This window comes from Legionella navarrensis, assembly GCF_052527415.1.
Genome location: NZ_JBNVZR010000003.1, coordinates 45612 through 60656, shown reverse-complemented (window position 1 = coordinate 60656; position 15045 = coordinate 45612). Strand labels below are relative to the sequence as shown.

Sequence of the window (15045 nt, the reverse complement as noted above, 5' to 3'; positions counted from 1 at the left end):
ACTTCGTCTAATACGGGCTACGCTTGTTTATTTAAGGAGAGGTTTGGATTATGGCTTAGGGCCACTCGAAATATTCGGGTACTCTGAAATATGTTTATCTTCTTTGAAGGTGGGTGCCATTATCAAAAAGGCATGGTCTTCACTCGATATTGATTCTTCGCTGATGATTGCTTCAAGTATGGCTATGCGTCTCTTGAGCCCATCAATAAACTTGATAACGGTCGCTCTGGAATAAAAATTATTATGACCCACTTCAACACTGTTACGTTCCTCAGGTGAGAAGTGATGACTGTCGGGCTGGGAATGCAGGATATCAGCATTTCTGAGGGCGTCTTCAAATTCTTTCGTTTTGTCGCGCATCTCAGAAATAATACCAGCATATTTTGAGGTTGCCTCTGTACTTTTCGGTGCTCTAAACATCTTACGTGTCCTTATTTACTTGTTGATAAGCTACTAGTACGATTTCCATTTAATTGATCCATCAACCGAGCTAAACAGCTCGAAGCAGAGTGTAGCGTACTATTTTCGCTTACTTCAAGAAGAAGCGCCCGATGCCCGCTTGCTAATTTTGCCAGGCATTGTACTATACAGGAACATCTTGCTTTTTTTTTCAGTTTAGCGGATAATAGCTTTAATTTTAATCAATCGATGTACATATGAACCATTTTGCTTATGAATTTCATGCAAACCATTTGATTGATCAAATTCCAGGCTATTTTTCAATATTAGATTTAAATTCCAGGTTTTTGTATGGAAACACCCGCTCTCTTCAACTCTCCGGCTTTAAAACGCTGGATAAAATGCAGGGCCATTCCTACCGCGATATGAAATGCAAGGCGGCTGAACAGCATGAGGTGTTTTGTCATCAGGACAGGCTGGTTGTCCAGCAACAAAAGTCAATAAGAATTCTTGGGCATTATTGTTATAACAATGATGACTGGCGGATTATATTTGGTGAAAAATTCATACTAAAAAATGAAAACAATCAGTTAACCGCTATTGCCCAGCATTTTTATGATGTCACCCAGAATAATGTTTTTAATTTAACAATGTTGTATGAATTTGAATCGCTGACGAAAAATAAGTCAAACGATATTCATAATCAAAAAAGCTATATTATCGAAGATGAGTATCCCGAGCTGAATCTTTCTGAACGGGAAACGGAGTGTTTTTTTTATCTTATCAGGGGGCACTCGGCAAAATCCATTGCCGCTATTCTGAACCTGTCGGTCAGGACGATCGAATATTATTTTGAAAATATAAAAAATAAATTCAATTGCTACAGTAAATCAGAGCTGGTGGAAAAAGCCTTTTCACTGGGATACCTGCACATCATTCCTCAAAAACTGCTTCAGACCAAAACCAGTCTGGTATGATTTCAAGCCGATTACCTCCCTCAGCGGGATGCAGGCATCTTTAGCGACTCAGAATCTGAGCGTTCGGCTGCAGCCGGTCGTGCTGTCCGGAAGAAAGTATGCCCAGAACCTGCCGCCTGCTGTGGTCTTTCATACCTTGACGTGGCCGATTTTCCAGCACCCGCTACTTTATCCCAAACGGCTGCAAATGCATCTCCAAAACAGGATACAAGTGCCAGTGCATTATGAAACCCTCTCATTTCGTTAGCCAGTGCGAGTTCATCGGTAGCCATCATTTGTTCAGCTATGCCCAGTAACAGCTTGCCTTCTTTGATTGATTTCTGCGCTTCATAAATTAAGCGAACCTCATCCTTAAGCATATTATCTACATACTTCGAATCATAAATCATCGCATCCAGCGCTTGCAGGCCCAGCACGGTCCAGCTGACAGGACCCGCAGCAGAGCCCAATACTCTACTTAACGCAATACTGAAACTAACATCACCCGCTGTTGTGGTAACAGCTGCTTTAATCAGATCCGGCACATTTTTTTTGGAGTTTAAACCCAGATTAAAAACAAAACTGATTAAAACCCCTTTGGGACCGAAACAGGTCTGAACATGCACCGTCGATAAATTAGCCGGAGATTTCAGAGCATGAAATAATTTGTCGGCCACGTCTGTTCTTAGTTGCCGGCTTATTACTCCCCACTTCTCCACTGAAATTGCTTTAAACACCTCCAGATAGGCGCACTGTATATCATTATCGAGCTTATTCTGAGCGGGCGAATTGAAGATCCCGGCGTTCCATTCGGCCATGACGGTGATAAGATCTGCTTTGATTTTTATCTGGTCATCCTCAGACATAAGCGACCAGACACCATCCCACAGTATTTTTTGTTCTTCAGGCGATAACGACAAATCACAGTCTATAACAGCTTCTGTTTTTTCCGAGCCCGCATCCACTTGTTCTTCGTGTCTGCCGGCTGAGGGCTGCGTGACACTCTCATGACGCACTGCCTCAATGGCAGGAATATCAGCTGGCCGGAGAGCGGAGGCTATTTTGTCGAGGCCCGCTTTAATATTTTCCCGGCTTGTCTGCATGTGGCTGCCGGTGGTAATCGGAACATCCAGCGTCAGTCGCAGCTCATCGTCCCGGACGACGGTAGTTCCATTAGCCGATGTCGTATGCAGATCACCCGCTAATTCGTCAATAAGGATCCGGGTTTCCAGTTCACCATAAATCACGGGGGTTGTCCTTGCCAGATAGTCCGTACGCTCCAGGGTGACTTCAGCAACTGCAATAGCAGACTCACCGGTATGATTGGTTGCTTTTCCTCCATTCAGACGTGATAAATCATTTACATTGAAACTGACTCCCGTACCTCGATAAGACTCATGATCAGATACGGTTACCGCGGTTAATTTATCAATCTCAATATGATTTTCGCCTTGAGTCAGAATCTTTCCCCCGTGCATCCGGGCTTCGTCTACGTGAACCCTGTGGCCCTCGGTATTAATCCCATCGACCACATAAATTCCGCTGTGCTCTGCGGTGGTGGCTGAGTGTCCTGCCCCTCTGTATGCGGAAACATGGCCGGAGGTACTGACGTCGAAGGACCTGGATCGGGTTACCGCCCTGTCCTGCCTGTCAATTATGTCTAATTGTTCGATATTGGCCTCTAACGTACCGGCCTTTATCTGGGCGCCATCCAGTACGACATGGCTCATGGCCTGGCCTTGATCACTGAGACTCAAGTTGCCGCCTGCCGATAATTCAGCGGGAGCGTAATGCGTTTCTCTTGTTTTGCTGTGAGAATACCCGACCGAAGCGCTGTTAATTTGCCCTCCTGCAGAAGACGCGGAAGCCCTTACGCTTTTTTGATCAACGGAGGAATGCAATGTCGCTGCTGTGGCAATGAGTTCAGGAGCATCAGCCACCAGATTGCCATCAGCATGCACACGAACACCATTTTCCAGATCTATCCCCTCTCCTGCCTGCAGATACACATCGCCTTCCCGCTCAACACCCCCTGGGCCCTGGGTCTGGTATTTCGTAACCGTTTTACTGTTGCTTACGGACAGACTGACACCAGGTGACCATCCTTTATCTCCTCCCAGCCCATAGCGTGCCAGTAATTCCTTGTCCAGAGTCCCCTTCGCCACGCCACGCGCCAGATTATTTACCGTGTTATATACATTGATCCCTAAACTGGTCGCGCTGGCTGATCGTTCGCCATCATGGCGGCTGTTAAGCATGGCCTTCAGTTTGGCCATGGTGGCGTCTTCCGCACTCACCATATCCATAAGATTGCCGCCGCTCTTCCACGCCTTCCAGGCACCTGCTCCGGTTGCTGATAGCTCAAAACCGCGTTTTTTTTCCACAACCTTATGATCTAATATATCAACACCAAAGCGGATACGCCCCGAAGCCTTCAGCTCCAAATCACCGGCACCGGCAAAATAAGCGCCGCGCGCATCAATTGAACCGTCCGTTACCTCAATTCGGGTCACACCATTATCATAAAACAGGGTGGGCATTGCCTCCTGATGCTTCTCGGAGCGCGTACGTTTTGACAGGCCCCACCAGCGACTCGAAGATTTATACTGTCGGCTCTGTGTCTTTAAGCTGTATAACTGAACCGTATCGCGAGACATGATCAGGGTTCCCCCCGGCGAGGTGAAGCGTGTTGCCACAGCCTGAACACCGCCTTGACGGGTTACCAGAATATTAGCGCCGTTCGACGAATGTACGGTTGAATTTTTAACCGTCGTGCTCGTCTTTCTCTCTTCCGATTTTTTTCCATACCAGGTTCTTGATTTCTTTTTTTCGGAAAGACAGGTATGCTGACGAGCCTTAAAATCGAAGCCCTGGTCAGCCTCCATATAATTAATGCCATTACTTACGAAGTCCGAGGCATCCGAAATGACCTGCCCGCCTGCCCGGATATAAAGACCAACCCCTTCCGTATCAGCACCGTTTCCACCGGCGATTAATCCTCCATCAAACTCAAGAACGGTATCATAAGCACCGCGATAAGCACGGACATTGCAGGCATTAATGACATTTCCATGGGCAAGTAACTGAGCATATTCTCCTGCTCTAATCATCCCCCCGCTGTTTTTAATGTCGCCAGAAGCAGCTTCCATATACACATCCTTACGCCCATTGATAATGCCATCGCTGCCCATGGCCACGCCCCATGGGCTCTGTGTTGAGACGTCTCTTGCCATGCATTCAGTCGAGTAAGGCAGGCCAAAGGGCGTCACATGGCGGTCGGATGATTGGGATTGGGGCAAAGCGCCAGCCGAGATATTGTTAATTTCAGCCGCATTTATTGCAACCGTGTCGGCATTGATGGTTCCACCGACATTATAAAAGGCGCCATCGGCTGTGAAACTGGTCACACCCTCGCAATCAATGGCTTGATTGGTTTTAATGTTTCCTGCCGATGTTACATGGAGATTACTGCTGGTGATGTCACTGAGTAATTCAACGTCTCCCTCCGTGCTGCTCAGGCTTAAATCTCTGGCCTGATGATAATCTGAGAGCATCGTAATGCCCCTGGCTTCCAGGGATAAATGGCACTGTCTGTTAAAAGGAGCGTTCAGAATGACATGGTCCGCGGTTTTGAACCCAAAATGTCCGGACACAGCATACTGCTCATACGCACCCTGGCCTGAAATAAACTGAATTGCCGGTGCAAAATGCTCGATATTAAAAAAGGCATTTTCGAGGGTGGCAGAGCCGTGCAAATCGGCCGTTTGCGATTCCACGTAAAAAAGCGTGTCAGAACCGCCTTCGACGGTGTTGGTTGACGTAATTTTTCCACCATGAGAAAAAACGTTTGTTTTAATACGGACGTCTGAACTGACATTAAAGGTTGATTCGTCCTGCGCTTGAAACGAGTCAGTATAAACAAAGTGAACGCGCTGCGCATCCAGCTGACCGTTGAAACCAAAGGTCCGCCCTGTTGCGACCATATCCGTCAATTCGGTCTTGACATTGTTCGTGCCATCAAACTCAAGAATATGAGCCTGTCCATGACTCAGTGCCAGTCGTCCGTTCTGGCTGAGATGCCTGATGACCACGCTGGTATTGCGTCCACCAACATAACCCGTATTTTCCATGGTACTGGCTTTAAAATTAAACTGGCAGACGCCCGTCAGGTAACCAGAATTACATGCATAGTCTGCATCAAAAAAGGCACTTCCACCCCCAGACCAGCCGGCATTATAGAAATACCGGTTATCAACAGAATGCGTCATCAACGATGCGTCAACGCCCATATTTACACTGAGCAGAGTCTTTCTTACCCCTGAGGCTGCGAAACGTATACCTGAATTGATATCGACGAGGGAAAGTGTGCCGTGTTCGTTTGCAAAAATACCAGTAAAATCAGCTCCAAGGCGTTGCCAGTCAGACAGGCTGTTCAGTTCTATCATTCTGTCGGAACGCTCTCCAACCGATGCCATAGCCGCATTATACAAGCTCCCAAGCAACCAGAGATTTTCTTTAATCTGGCAGATGGTCGACATCCACTCATGAAGGCGCATGTTTTTGCAGCGCTCCCAGTCAAAATGGTGATACGCATCAGCCAGTAAAGAGGCGCGGTGTAACAGGCCTGGCATCATAAAGGCGAGATTCATGATGCCTGAGTATTTAGCAAACAACCTGTTTGTCACAATTTTCCCAACAGAAACCAGGTTGCTCCATGACAAAAAAGCCTCAGGATCAACAAGTGAACTGGACAGTGTCAGACCAGCATGAACAGAAAGCAGCTGCGTATCAGTGTAGTTCCGGGCAAGAATAAGCCCGAGATTAACCCCATAAAATCCCTGTATTATCAGCGTGTCACGGATATGAGCTCTGCCGGTAAGATTCAGAAAATTACTGTGAACCATCATGTTTCCGGCTAAAAATGTGCCCAGATTGACAACCCTGTCATCAAACCCCAGATAAATCTGGTCTGCCTCAATCGTACCAAGGTTATTGAATACGCCTCCCCTTGCTTTCAGGCTGGCATCAAGCTTCATGCTGCCAAGGTGTGAATACCGGGTGGCCTCAATTGACAAATCAGCATTTCCCTTCACCATGGCGTTTTTAGTAACCCGTAATTCTCTGTCAATTTTGAGCAGACAGGCTCCGCGTTGTTCATTATCTTCTGTTTTTTTAGTTGTTATCAGACCGCGAACAATCATGTCTCTGGCCAAAACGAGAGCACTGTTGTCTAAAGTCAGGGCGGCGGGAGACCAGACTGCAAGGGCTCGCTCAGCCAAAACGATGGCATTATGGATTATTGTGTCGCCAAAGGTGCTGAGGCCCGAACTGGCAATGACAGAATCAGAAATATGAGCATGCGCCTGCTCTGCGATACGAATCAGCTTTTCTGCTGTAATTTTTGACTGCTGCCTCGCTGCAAATTGATTATAGATAAACAGTTCTTCTGCTGATAACAGGCTGGAACATAAATCGGTTCGTCCTGCTGAGATAAATCTGGAGGAAGCAATCGTGGATTGATCGGCAATCACGGTTGAATCAGACGATGTCCTTAGCTGCTGAGAGCTGGCTGACTGGCTGTTTTTTCTGAGTCGCAGCATAGAGCCCTGCTGCACTTGCACGTCTGGAGCCAGTAGCATGGTGTTGTTTTTCAAATCCATCCAACTGTCCTGCAGAACAATGGCCTGGTTCACCTGAACACGACTTGAATCCAGCTTACAGTCAGCATGCTTCTGCCAGATAGAGTCGCAGCGGACAGCCGAATCCCTCGCTTTCATTGCCCCCTGCGAATACAGCAGGCCTGTATGCAATTGACTCTGATAGTCCATCTTCATCTTACCATCAGCGTAGATGCTTAACTGACTGTCTGTAATAAATCGCGACTCAAGCAGTTTAAGATGGGCATGCAGATCGTGGCTGACCGGCTCGCTGGAAACGCCAAAAAAGGCGGATTTCTCGAGCGTGACATGCCCCGAACAGGAAAATCGACTGGTGCTGAGTGCGCATCGCCTCAGCAGTACCTGTTCTGCTGTCTTACTTCCCTGCAAATGAAGTGTTTTCGAGGAAGAAGACAGGGCGGTAATTGTCGCCTGCTCCGACATAATCTCGGCCATGTCCGCATCGAGCTGCAGGCAATTGATCGTCAGCCCGTCTCGGAGTATGACCACCGGACTCACAAGACGTGATTCTGTCAGCTCTGTTGCGCCTTTCAGCATGATCTGAGACTGAGCCGTAATGGTCGACTGATTGATACAGGCCTTGCCCTGTATCTTTTTTAAGTGTTTTAATGTTACCTGTGTCGTGTCAAGATGCAGTTGCCCGGCTGCCACCAGGGACTGACAAATCCTGAGTCTGCTGTCTTTAAAACGGACATGGCTCTCTTTTCCCTGCCATAAGCTATCGAACTCCATCTCAGATGTGTTCTCAACGCGTAAAACCCCTTTGAGGACACGACAGGAATTCCCCTGAAAAAGACAATCGTTCACAACAAAGTTTCCGCCACAAACATTGACCTCTGGCGCGCTGAAACTCGTATCCCTTAACTCCGTTAAAGAAAAATCAGCATGATAAAAATCGCCTGAAACCGTGATCAGTGATTGTATTGAATCAAAAACACCCTGTTGGCGCACCGTTTTTACTGTCGTTGTACATTGATGACAGGCCAGTTCACCCTGATTATCCATTTCATCGAGAGAAAATCGGGTATTAAACAAATCGACGATGACAGGCTTATCAAGTATGAGCTTTTTATAAACAATGAAGTCACTTTCTCTGTCACCATCGGCATCTCCAATCCGAATCTGGGTATCACCCTGTATGTGGAGGTTACCGGCATGAATATGATGTTCACCATGCAGCTTTATGGTTGACTCCGACTGTTCATGCCCCCAGAGCATGGCATCGGCGGTTAAAAAGCATTCCTTATTTACCGACAACTCCCCGTTAATTTCACATTGAGAGGCAAGCAGACGCAGCGACTCAAGCTCTGTTTTAACCGCACCCTGCTTAAAAAACTGAGAGGAAACATCCAGTTGACCTGAAAGCCTGAGGTCGGCCTCCTGATGAACGTAAGTCGCACGAATTGTCAGATCCTGTGCCTGCACAGGGGCAAGAAGCCCCACCCCCTGGCGTGCCGACAGCAATACCGAAGTCCCTGCCTTGATGGACTTCGTGATACGCAACGCCTCCGCTTCAATGACCAGTGCCGATTCACAGTCTATTGTTCCGGCTATCTGTACAGGCCCGCTGGCTTTGATAACACATTCCTTTAGCTCAACATTCTCAAACAGATTAATCTGTCTGTCTGTGTGCGATGTAATAACCAGACAATGCTCTTTTGTCATATGCCATTCAAGAATTGTTATATCCTTATCACAAACAGATCCATGCTCTGTTGAGGTAATCAGATGAGCAGGGATAGTGTATTCCTGGTTTTCATCCTGGCTGATATCTTTTGGATGAGAGACGAATTGTTTTTCAGCAGGCAGGGTATCCAGATTTTTATCTTTGGGTATCACCCCGGGATCACGTTTACCAAGGGGTAGTATTGAAAAAAAATTCCACATGTTTTTCCTTTGCTATCATTGTTCATGGCTCTTTCTGCCCAGGGTCTAATGATTTAAAACAATGCACGAACTTCTAATGCGGGCCGCATTATGCCGTAGGTTGGGCCTTGGCCCAACATCGAATTGGCATCCAGGCAAATTGTTGGGCCAAGGCCCAACCTACGGCTTTATGTACATTATTAAGTCATTCGGCGTTCTAGCCTGTTCTGGTGCGTACCCCTCTTGTTCTGTCCTTCTGTACCGATTCTGGGTCATTAGCCACAGACTGGGATGTTTTTGAGAACAAACCAACTCCTGACGGACCGGGTACCGGGGGATTCATCCCGGTGTTTACTGCAAGCTGCACAGTATCAGTGTGGTCCTGTTGCGTTCTGGTTAATTCTCTATGATTCGCCAGATCTATTTCCAGGCCGTTAACTCTTGTCTCAAGCGACTGAAGCCCTGTTATAAGTTGCTTCACTTTTTCAGAATCCAGCTCCGTACCGAGGACCCTCAGGGATGCTGCTTCGCTTACCTCAGCGGCTAAATTTCTATTGTCTACCTCAGCAGAACGTTCCCCCATCAAAGCCCCAGCACCATAGACGAGAGCGGTACCAGCAGCTCCCCCGACAGCAAATATCACAGCACCGACAACCGTGACGGGTGTAGAAAAAAAAGCAGCGAGACCGAACGAAATACCTACTGCCAGCGCAAGAATGCCGCCGGTTGCCACATGTCGAACTGTATTCATAAAATCACCTGTTTCAAAAGTTTTGAAAAGCCGCCTATAACGATCGGACGGCTGGTTTGTATTGGTTGTCAGCCATCTTGTCTATGCGACTGAAGAATGCTTCAGCCGTTTGTGTAACCGTTTGATGATGCTTCAGAGTGTCGCCGTGGATACGGGTTACATAACCAGGATCATTCCGCTCCAACTCGGCTAAAAATCTGGGATACTGATTTAATGCTAGTGCGAGCGCTGAAAATTCATCTAAAATGAGGAAACCGGGCGTACCTGAACCGGGCTGGTTCAGTATGTGATTCATCCTGTCGAGTATGGCATCTCGTTCGGCACCAACCTTATTCAGCATTGTTTGATACAACTCATGCTCACCCTTTGAGTTATTCCCGTCATCATGGCTTTTTGTCTGAGGAGCCATGCATTTAGTTAAACGCTGATAAAAAAAACCAAAGCAGGCACCAGCAAGAATCCCTGCCGAGGCCGCAATCACAGAATCTGTTGTCATGTATTCCCTCATTAATCGCATCAAAATTACTATTTGACTTATTTTATTACAGATTTGATATGGACAGTACCGTAGAAAATACGGGGAAAGACTCCCTTCTCCCTGGTTAAGGGAGAAGGGTTGGGGATGAGGGTTATTTCATCAGACAAACCAGAGCCTCAAGCGTGCCCGTTCGTTTTGTTAAGGGAACATTTATATTGTGATATCCTGTCATTTTATACATCAGAGATGACGTAATGAAATCAACTCTCCAGCGCGGTTTACCCTTGGTTTTGCTTCTGGGGCTGCTTGCGCTGTATTTTTTGTTCGGTTTTGATAAATACCTGAGTTTTGAGTTTCTGAAACAACACAGTGCCGCTTTAACTGCCCAGGTTCAGGCGCACCCATGGCTCGCGGCCCTGCTCTTCATGGCCACCTACACGCTCGCTGTGGCCGCCTCGTTCCCCGGGGCTGTATTCCTGACACTGGCGGGTGGCTTTATGTTTGGCACGCTTCGCGGCGCCGCCCTGGTTATTATCAGCGCTACGCTCGGCGCGCTCCTGATTTTTTTTGCCATTAAAACAGCCCTGGCTGACTGGGTGTCGGCACGTGCGGCTGCCTGGGTAGAACGTATGCGCCGGGGGTTTCAGAAAAATGCGTTTTCCTACTTACTCAGTCTGCGCCTGATTCCTGTTTTCCCATTCTGGGTTGTAAATATGGTACCGCCTTTGCTTGGTGTGCCGGCACGTACCTTTTTCCTGGCAACTTTTCTGGGAATTATTCCTGGCTCTCTGGTATACGCCATGCTGGGCAATGGATTGCATCAGGTCTTTAGCGCAGATCAAAAGCCGAATCTGGGTATTATTTTCAGCCCTGCGGTGCTGGTTCCCCTGCTGTCACTGGCTGCCTTGTCGTTACTGCCGGTTCTATACAATCGGTTAAAAACAAAATCCTCTGATGACCGTTACGATTTGGCTGTCATCGGTGCCGGTGCCGGGGGGCTCAGCGTTGCGGCTGTGTCGGCACAACTGGGCTTGAAGGTGGTGCTGATTGAATCCCGCCGCATGGGGGGCGATTGTCTTAATTATGGCTGCATTCCATCCAAAACCCTGCTGGCAGCCGCCAAAGCGGCGCGGGATGTACGTAAGGCATCAGAGTACGGTGTTATGGTGGATGCCTGTCACGTGGATTTTGCGAAAGTCATGCAACGGGTGCGTACCGTTATTGAAGACTTGTCTGAGCATGATTCTTTTGACCGTTTCACATCCATGGGCGTGCATGTTATTCCGGCCACCGCCCGTTTTATCAACAGCAAGACGCTCATGGCGGGTGAGACAGGCATTCAGGCAAAACGATTTGTGATTGCGACGGGATCTTCGCCGGCCATCCCGACTATCCCAGGTCTGGAGAATGTGCCGTATCTGACCAATGAAAATATATTTGAACTACAAGAGCTGCCTGAGCATCTGATCGTAATAGGAGGTGGCCCAGTGGGATGCGAGCTGGGACAGGCTTTTGCCCTGCTCGGCGCTCGGGTCAGTTTGCTGGATATGGTCAGTATTCTGCCCAAAGACGATACTGATTGCGTAGCTGTTCTGCGAGAAGAACTGCTGTCTTGTGGCCTGGCGCTTTACGAACACGCTCAGATTCACCAGCTCAGCAACACCCCGGAGGGAGGCATTAGCGTGTCATTGACACAAGCCGGAAAAACAGACCGCCTGGTGGGCAGTCATTTGCTGCTGGCAAGCGGTCGGCAACCCAATGTCAGCCACCTCGATCTGGAGCAGGCCGGTGTCGCTTACACATCAAGGGGGATAAAGGTAAACGCGCGCTTACAAACCACAAATAAATCCATTTATGCTCTGGGTGATGTGATTGGAGTCTGGCCCTTCACCCACATGGCCAGTTATCAGGCCGGTATTGTGCTGCGCAATATTGCATTTCGATGGCCGGCCCGTGTCAATTATCGCGCCGTGCCCTGGGTAACGTATACTGAGCCAGAGCTCGCTCATGTGGGTGCGTTTGAGGGCATTGTCACGGAATGGCACTATGCTGATAACGATCGTGCGCACACAGATGGACTTACAAAAGGAAAAATCAAGATAATCACGAATAAAAAGGGACGCATCCTGGGAGCAACGATCGTGGGAGCACAGGCTGGCGAGATGATTCTACCCTGGGTCATGGCGGTGCGTGAGGGTAAAAATCTGCGCGCCTTTACTGATGTGATCGTTCCCTATCCGGTTTTGAGTGAGATAAGCAAACGAGCCGCCGGAGAGTTTTATCGTCCCCGATTATTTTCAGCAAAAACCCGTCATCTGGTTTCATTTTTGAGGAAATTTTAATAATAGAGCCCTTGTAGCCCGGATTAGCGCCAGCGTAATCCGGGAAATGAGCCACAAATAAAGAGGGAAATTTTCATGATAGAGCAATACATCAGACCCACTTACCAGCATTACCTCGTTACGCCCATGGTTAAGCGCCTGAGTGGCCACATCAGCCCCAATCACATTACCCTTTTCTCAGGGCTATTGGGTTTGCTGCTGATACCCGCCCTCCTTTGGAATCATATTTATCTTGCCATCGCTCTGTTATTACTGTCAGGTTACTGCGATACCCTTGATGGAACCCTCGCCCGTTTGCGCAATAACGTGTCCGACTGGGGTTCGGCTCTGGATATCGTGACTGATCGCGCGGTTGAATTGTCGATGGTTATGGCTTTGTGGTTGGTAGCACCACAATCGCGAAGCCTCTGGTGCCTGCTGATGCTGGGGAGTATGTTGTTATGCATCACCAGCTTTCTGGTGGTCGGAATTTTCACCAGTAATCAGTCGCATAAAAGCTTTCATTACAGTTCGGGCCTTATGGAGCGGGCGGAGGCTTTTTTATTTTTTATCGCCATGATGCTGTGGCCTGGTGCCTTTTCCTGGCTGGCACTGGGCTTTGTTCTGCTGGTTACGGCGACGGCGTTGATTCGGATGAACCAGTTTCGTCTTTATTCTTTGCGTTAAAGAGGTATAAATACGCGCCGTAACCGGCGGCTTCCATCTGCTCTTTGGGAATAAAGCGCAAGGCGGCTGAGTTCATGCAATAGCGCAGGCCAGTCGGTGGCGGCCCGTCTTTGAACACATGCCCCAGATGGGAGTCGGCGTAACGAGAGCGTACTTCAAGCAGGCTGAAAAAAAGGAGATGGCGCTGCTTGTTCAGCGTAACAAAAGAATTATCAATCGGCTTGCTGAAGCTCGGCCACCCTGTTCCGGAATCGTATTTGTCGGTGGAGCTGAATAACGGTTCACCGGATACCACATCAACATAAATTCCCTCAGCCTTTGTATTCCAGTAGGGATTGTCAAATGCTCTTTCGGTGCCCATGTTTTGCGTCACGTCATATTGCAGAGGCGTCAACTGCTTCAGTGCCTCAGCCTTATCAAACTGAGGAGTAAAGGCCAGGGCCTGCCCCGCCAGCAGCAAGCAAGACAGCCAGCTGGATTTAATCATACCAAAGCTCCTTGATTCGTTTATCTCGACCACAGGTATAACGATAGTATTTATAGCGAATCGGGTTTTTTAGATAGTAATTCTGATGCCATTCTTCCGCAGGATAAAAATGGGTTGAAGGCAGGATATCTGTTTCTATAATGGGAAATTGTTTCTGCAGCTGCTTTTTACTGGCGAGGGCGGCCTGTTTTTGTTCGTCGTTTAAATAAAAAATGACACTCCGATACTGACGGCCATGATCGCAAAACTGAGCGTTTTTCGCTTCTGGGTCAATGTGATGCCAGAAATAATTCAGTAATTGTGAGTAGCTGAGCAGATCAGGATCATAGGTAATCATTACCGACTCAACATAATCCGTTGTGCCAGACGAGACAAGACTGTAAGTGGGATTAGGCTCACTGCCACCATCATAGCCTGCAACAGTACGGATAACACCGGGTAATTTATCAAAATCGGACTGAACGCACCAAAAACAGCCCCCGGCCACAATCGCTTCGGCCGTTTTAGCTCCAGCGAGCGGGGTCAACAGCAGTGTAATGAGCAACACAAGGACGCGTATCATACTTTTTTTCCTGTCATATCTGTATTTAATTTTAGCATATTCCCTCGTGTCATCAATGTTAAAGGCTGAATTGAATTACCTCAAAATGCCTGAAATCTAAGCGCGGACACTTTTTATACTATTCAATAAATGATAAAATAATCCGCTCCTTGTTTAATTAAGAGATACTCCAATGCCAAAAAAACACCAAAAACATACGAAATCGCACGCAGCGAGCTCCGTACCACCCGTTTCTTCCATATCAACCGTTTCTTCCATATCAACCGTCTCAATATTTAAACCGGTCGATCCTTCCAGTGCAAAAGAACGGCATAAAAAAGAGCCACACGTGGTTAACTGGTTTGTTAATCGTTCAGGGAAAATCCGTGGATGCTTAAGCGATTTATGGAATGGAGGCCCGAAAGTAGTAGACGGCAGAAAAAAATATACCCTTCAGCAAAAAATTGTAAGTCAGGCTAATAAACTGATACATGAACTGGAAAGACATGGTCCAATGCCTCAGACCTGGCCCGGAAAAATTAAACTCGATCCAAAGCATGGTGCATGTAAGACACCAGATTCAGGCTGTGTCAGCAAGGGCTTCTACCATACTCATCTCAGCGACGGTGGGCTCTGCTTTGAAATTATGTGGGAAGCATTTGAAAGCGAGAAGCTGATTAATATCGTAGCCATAGAGGCACATGAAAATTTTGATTTTAAAAGAAAAGGCCACAAACCTCTTTTATCCCTTATTGCAGCACGGGAAGCCGCAGCAACGGCCGGCTTTGATCCCAACAAAAAATTCGATCCTGCGACATATAACAACAGCATAAAATAGCAAAGAGCAAATGATTTAACAATGTACATAAAGCCGTAGGTTG

At 47.7% G+C, this 15045-nt stretch carries 10 protein-coding genes; 4 read left to right on the top strand and 6 right to left on the bottom strand.

Going from position 1 to position 15045, the window contains the following annotated elements:
• Positions 1-48: 48 nt before the first annotated feature.
• The gene (locus ACQUTA_RS02970; RefSeq protein WP_444986713.1) at positions 49-420 is read right to left on the bottom strand and encodes a hypothetical protein; all 372 of its coding nucleotides are present in this window, start codon (positions 418-420) and stop codon (positions 49-51) included.
• Between the two features lie 236 nt (positions 421-656).
• Here ACQUTA_RS02970 and ACQUTA_RS02965 point away from each other — a divergent pair, with 236 nt between their 5' ends.
• On the top strand, positions 657-1376 hold the full coding sequence (locus tag ACQUTA_RS02965; protein ID WP_444986712.1) for a LuxR C-terminal-related transcriptional regulator: 720 nt from the start codon (positions 657-659) through the stop codon (positions 1374-1376).
• Positions 1377-1396: 20 nt separating this feature from the next.
• On the opposite strand, the gene ACQUTA_RS02960 is transcribed toward ACQUTA_RS02965, so the two are convergent.
• The 3 genes from ACQUTA_RS02960 to ACQUTA_RS02950 form a co-directional block, all read right to left on the bottom strand.
• Positions 1397-8920, bottom strand: coding sequence for a hemagglutinin repeat-containing protein (locus ACQUTA_RS02960; protein ID WP_444986711.1), 7524 nt, complete (start codon positions 8918-8920; stop codon positions 1397-1399).
• A gap of 196 nt (positions 8921-9116) precedes the next feature.
• Positions 9117-9650: a hypothetical protein gene (locus ACQUTA_RS02955; RefSeq protein WP_444986710.1), complete on the bottom strand. Its 534-nt coding sequence runs from the start codon at positions 9648-9650 to the stop codon at positions 9117-9119.
• A 34-nt stretch (positions 9651-9684) separates the two neighbouring features.
• A complete protein-coding gene (locus ACQUTA_RS02950) occupies positions 9685-10146 on the bottom strand; it encodes a hypothetical protein (protein WP_444986709.1) in 462 nt (153 codons plus the stop codon).
• 236 nt (positions 10147-10382) lie between these two features.
• Here ACQUTA_RS02950 and ACQUTA_RS02945 point away from each other — a divergent pair, with 236 nt between their 5' ends.
• Positions 10383-12470, top strand: a complete 2088-nt coding sequence (locus tag ACQUTA_RS02945; RefSeq protein WP_444986708.1) for a dihydrolipoyl dehydrogenase family protein — start codon at positions 10383-10385, stop codon at positions 12468-12470.
• Between the two features lie 75 nt (positions 12471-12545).
• Positions 12546-13136, top strand: a complete 591-nt coding sequence (locus ACQUTA_RS02940; protein WP_444986706.1) for a CDP-alcohol phosphatidyltransferase family protein — start codon at positions 12546-12548, stop codon at positions 13134-13136.
• Here the strand turns inward: ACQUTA_RS02940 and msrB are convergent.
• Positions 13081-13623 carry a peptide-methionine (R)-S-oxide reductase MsrB gene (msrB, locus tag ACQUTA_RS02935; RefSeq protein ID WP_444986705.1) on the bottom strand — a complete coding sequence of 181 codons (543 nt, stop codon included), beginning with the start codon at positions 13621-13623 and terminating at the stop codon, positions 13081-13083. The two genes, ACQUTA_RS02940 and msrB, sit on opposite strands and share 56 nt — an antisense overlap.
• Positions 13616-14185, bottom strand: coding sequence for a peptide-methionine (S)-S-oxide reductase MsrA (msrA, locus tag ACQUTA_RS02930; protein WP_444986704.1), 570 nt, complete (start codon positions 14183-14185; stop codon positions 13616-13618). Before msrA ends, msrB begins: the two co-directional genes overlap by 8 nt.
• Positions 14186-14357: 172 nt before the next feature.
• Here msrA and ACQUTA_RS02925 point away from each other — a divergent pair, with 172 nt between their 5' ends.
• Positions 14358-15002 carry a hypothetical protein gene (locus ACQUTA_RS02925; protein WP_444986703.1) on the top strand — a complete coding sequence of 215 codons (645 nt, stop codon included), beginning with the start codon at positions 14358-14360 and terminating at the stop codon, positions 15000-15002.
• Positions 15003-15045 lie beyond the last annotated feature (43 nt).

Excerpts from the sequence above, each read along its gene's own strand:
- ACQUTA_RS02970 (WP_444986713.1), bottom strand. The coding sequence starts at position 420 with ATGTTTAGAGCACCGAAAAGTACAGAGGCAACCTCAAAATATGCTGGT.
- ACQUTA_RS02965 (WP_444986712.1), top strand. The coding sequence starts at position 657 with ATGAACCATTTTGCTTATGAATTTCATGCAAACCATTTGATTGATCAA.
- ACQUTA_RS02960 (WP_444986711.1), bottom strand. The coding sequence starts at position 8,920 with ATGTGGAATTTTTTTTCAATACTACCCCTTGGTAAACGTGATCCCGGG.
- ACQUTA_RS02955 (WP_444986710.1), bottom strand. The coding sequence starts at position 9,650 with ATGAATACAGTTCGACATGTGGCAACCGGCGGCATTCTTGCGCTGGCA.
- ACQUTA_RS02950 (WP_444986709.1), bottom strand. The coding sequence starts at position 10,146 with ATGACAACAGATTCTGTGATTGCGGCCTCGGCAGGGATTCTTGCTGGT.
- ACQUTA_RS02945 (WP_444986708.1), top strand. The coding sequence starts at position 10,383 with ATGAAATCAACTCTCCAGCGCGGTTTACCCTTGGTTTTGCTTCTGGGG.
- ACQUTA_RS02940 (WP_444986706.1), top strand. The coding sequence starts at position 12,546 with ATGATAGAGCAATACATCAGACCCACTTACCAGCATTACCTCGTTACG.
- msrB (WP_444986705.1), bottom strand. The coding sequence starts at position 13,623 with ATGATTAAATCCAGCTGGCTGTCTTGCTTGCTGCTGGCGGGGCAGGCC.
- msrA (WP_444986704.1), bottom strand. The coding sequence starts at position 14,185 with ATGATACGCGTCCTTGTGTTGCTCATTACACTGCTGTTGACCCCGCTC.
- ACQUTA_RS02925 (WP_444986703.1), top strand. The coding sequence starts at position 14,358 with ATGCCAAAAAAACACCAAAAACATACGAAATCGCACGCAGCGAGCTCC.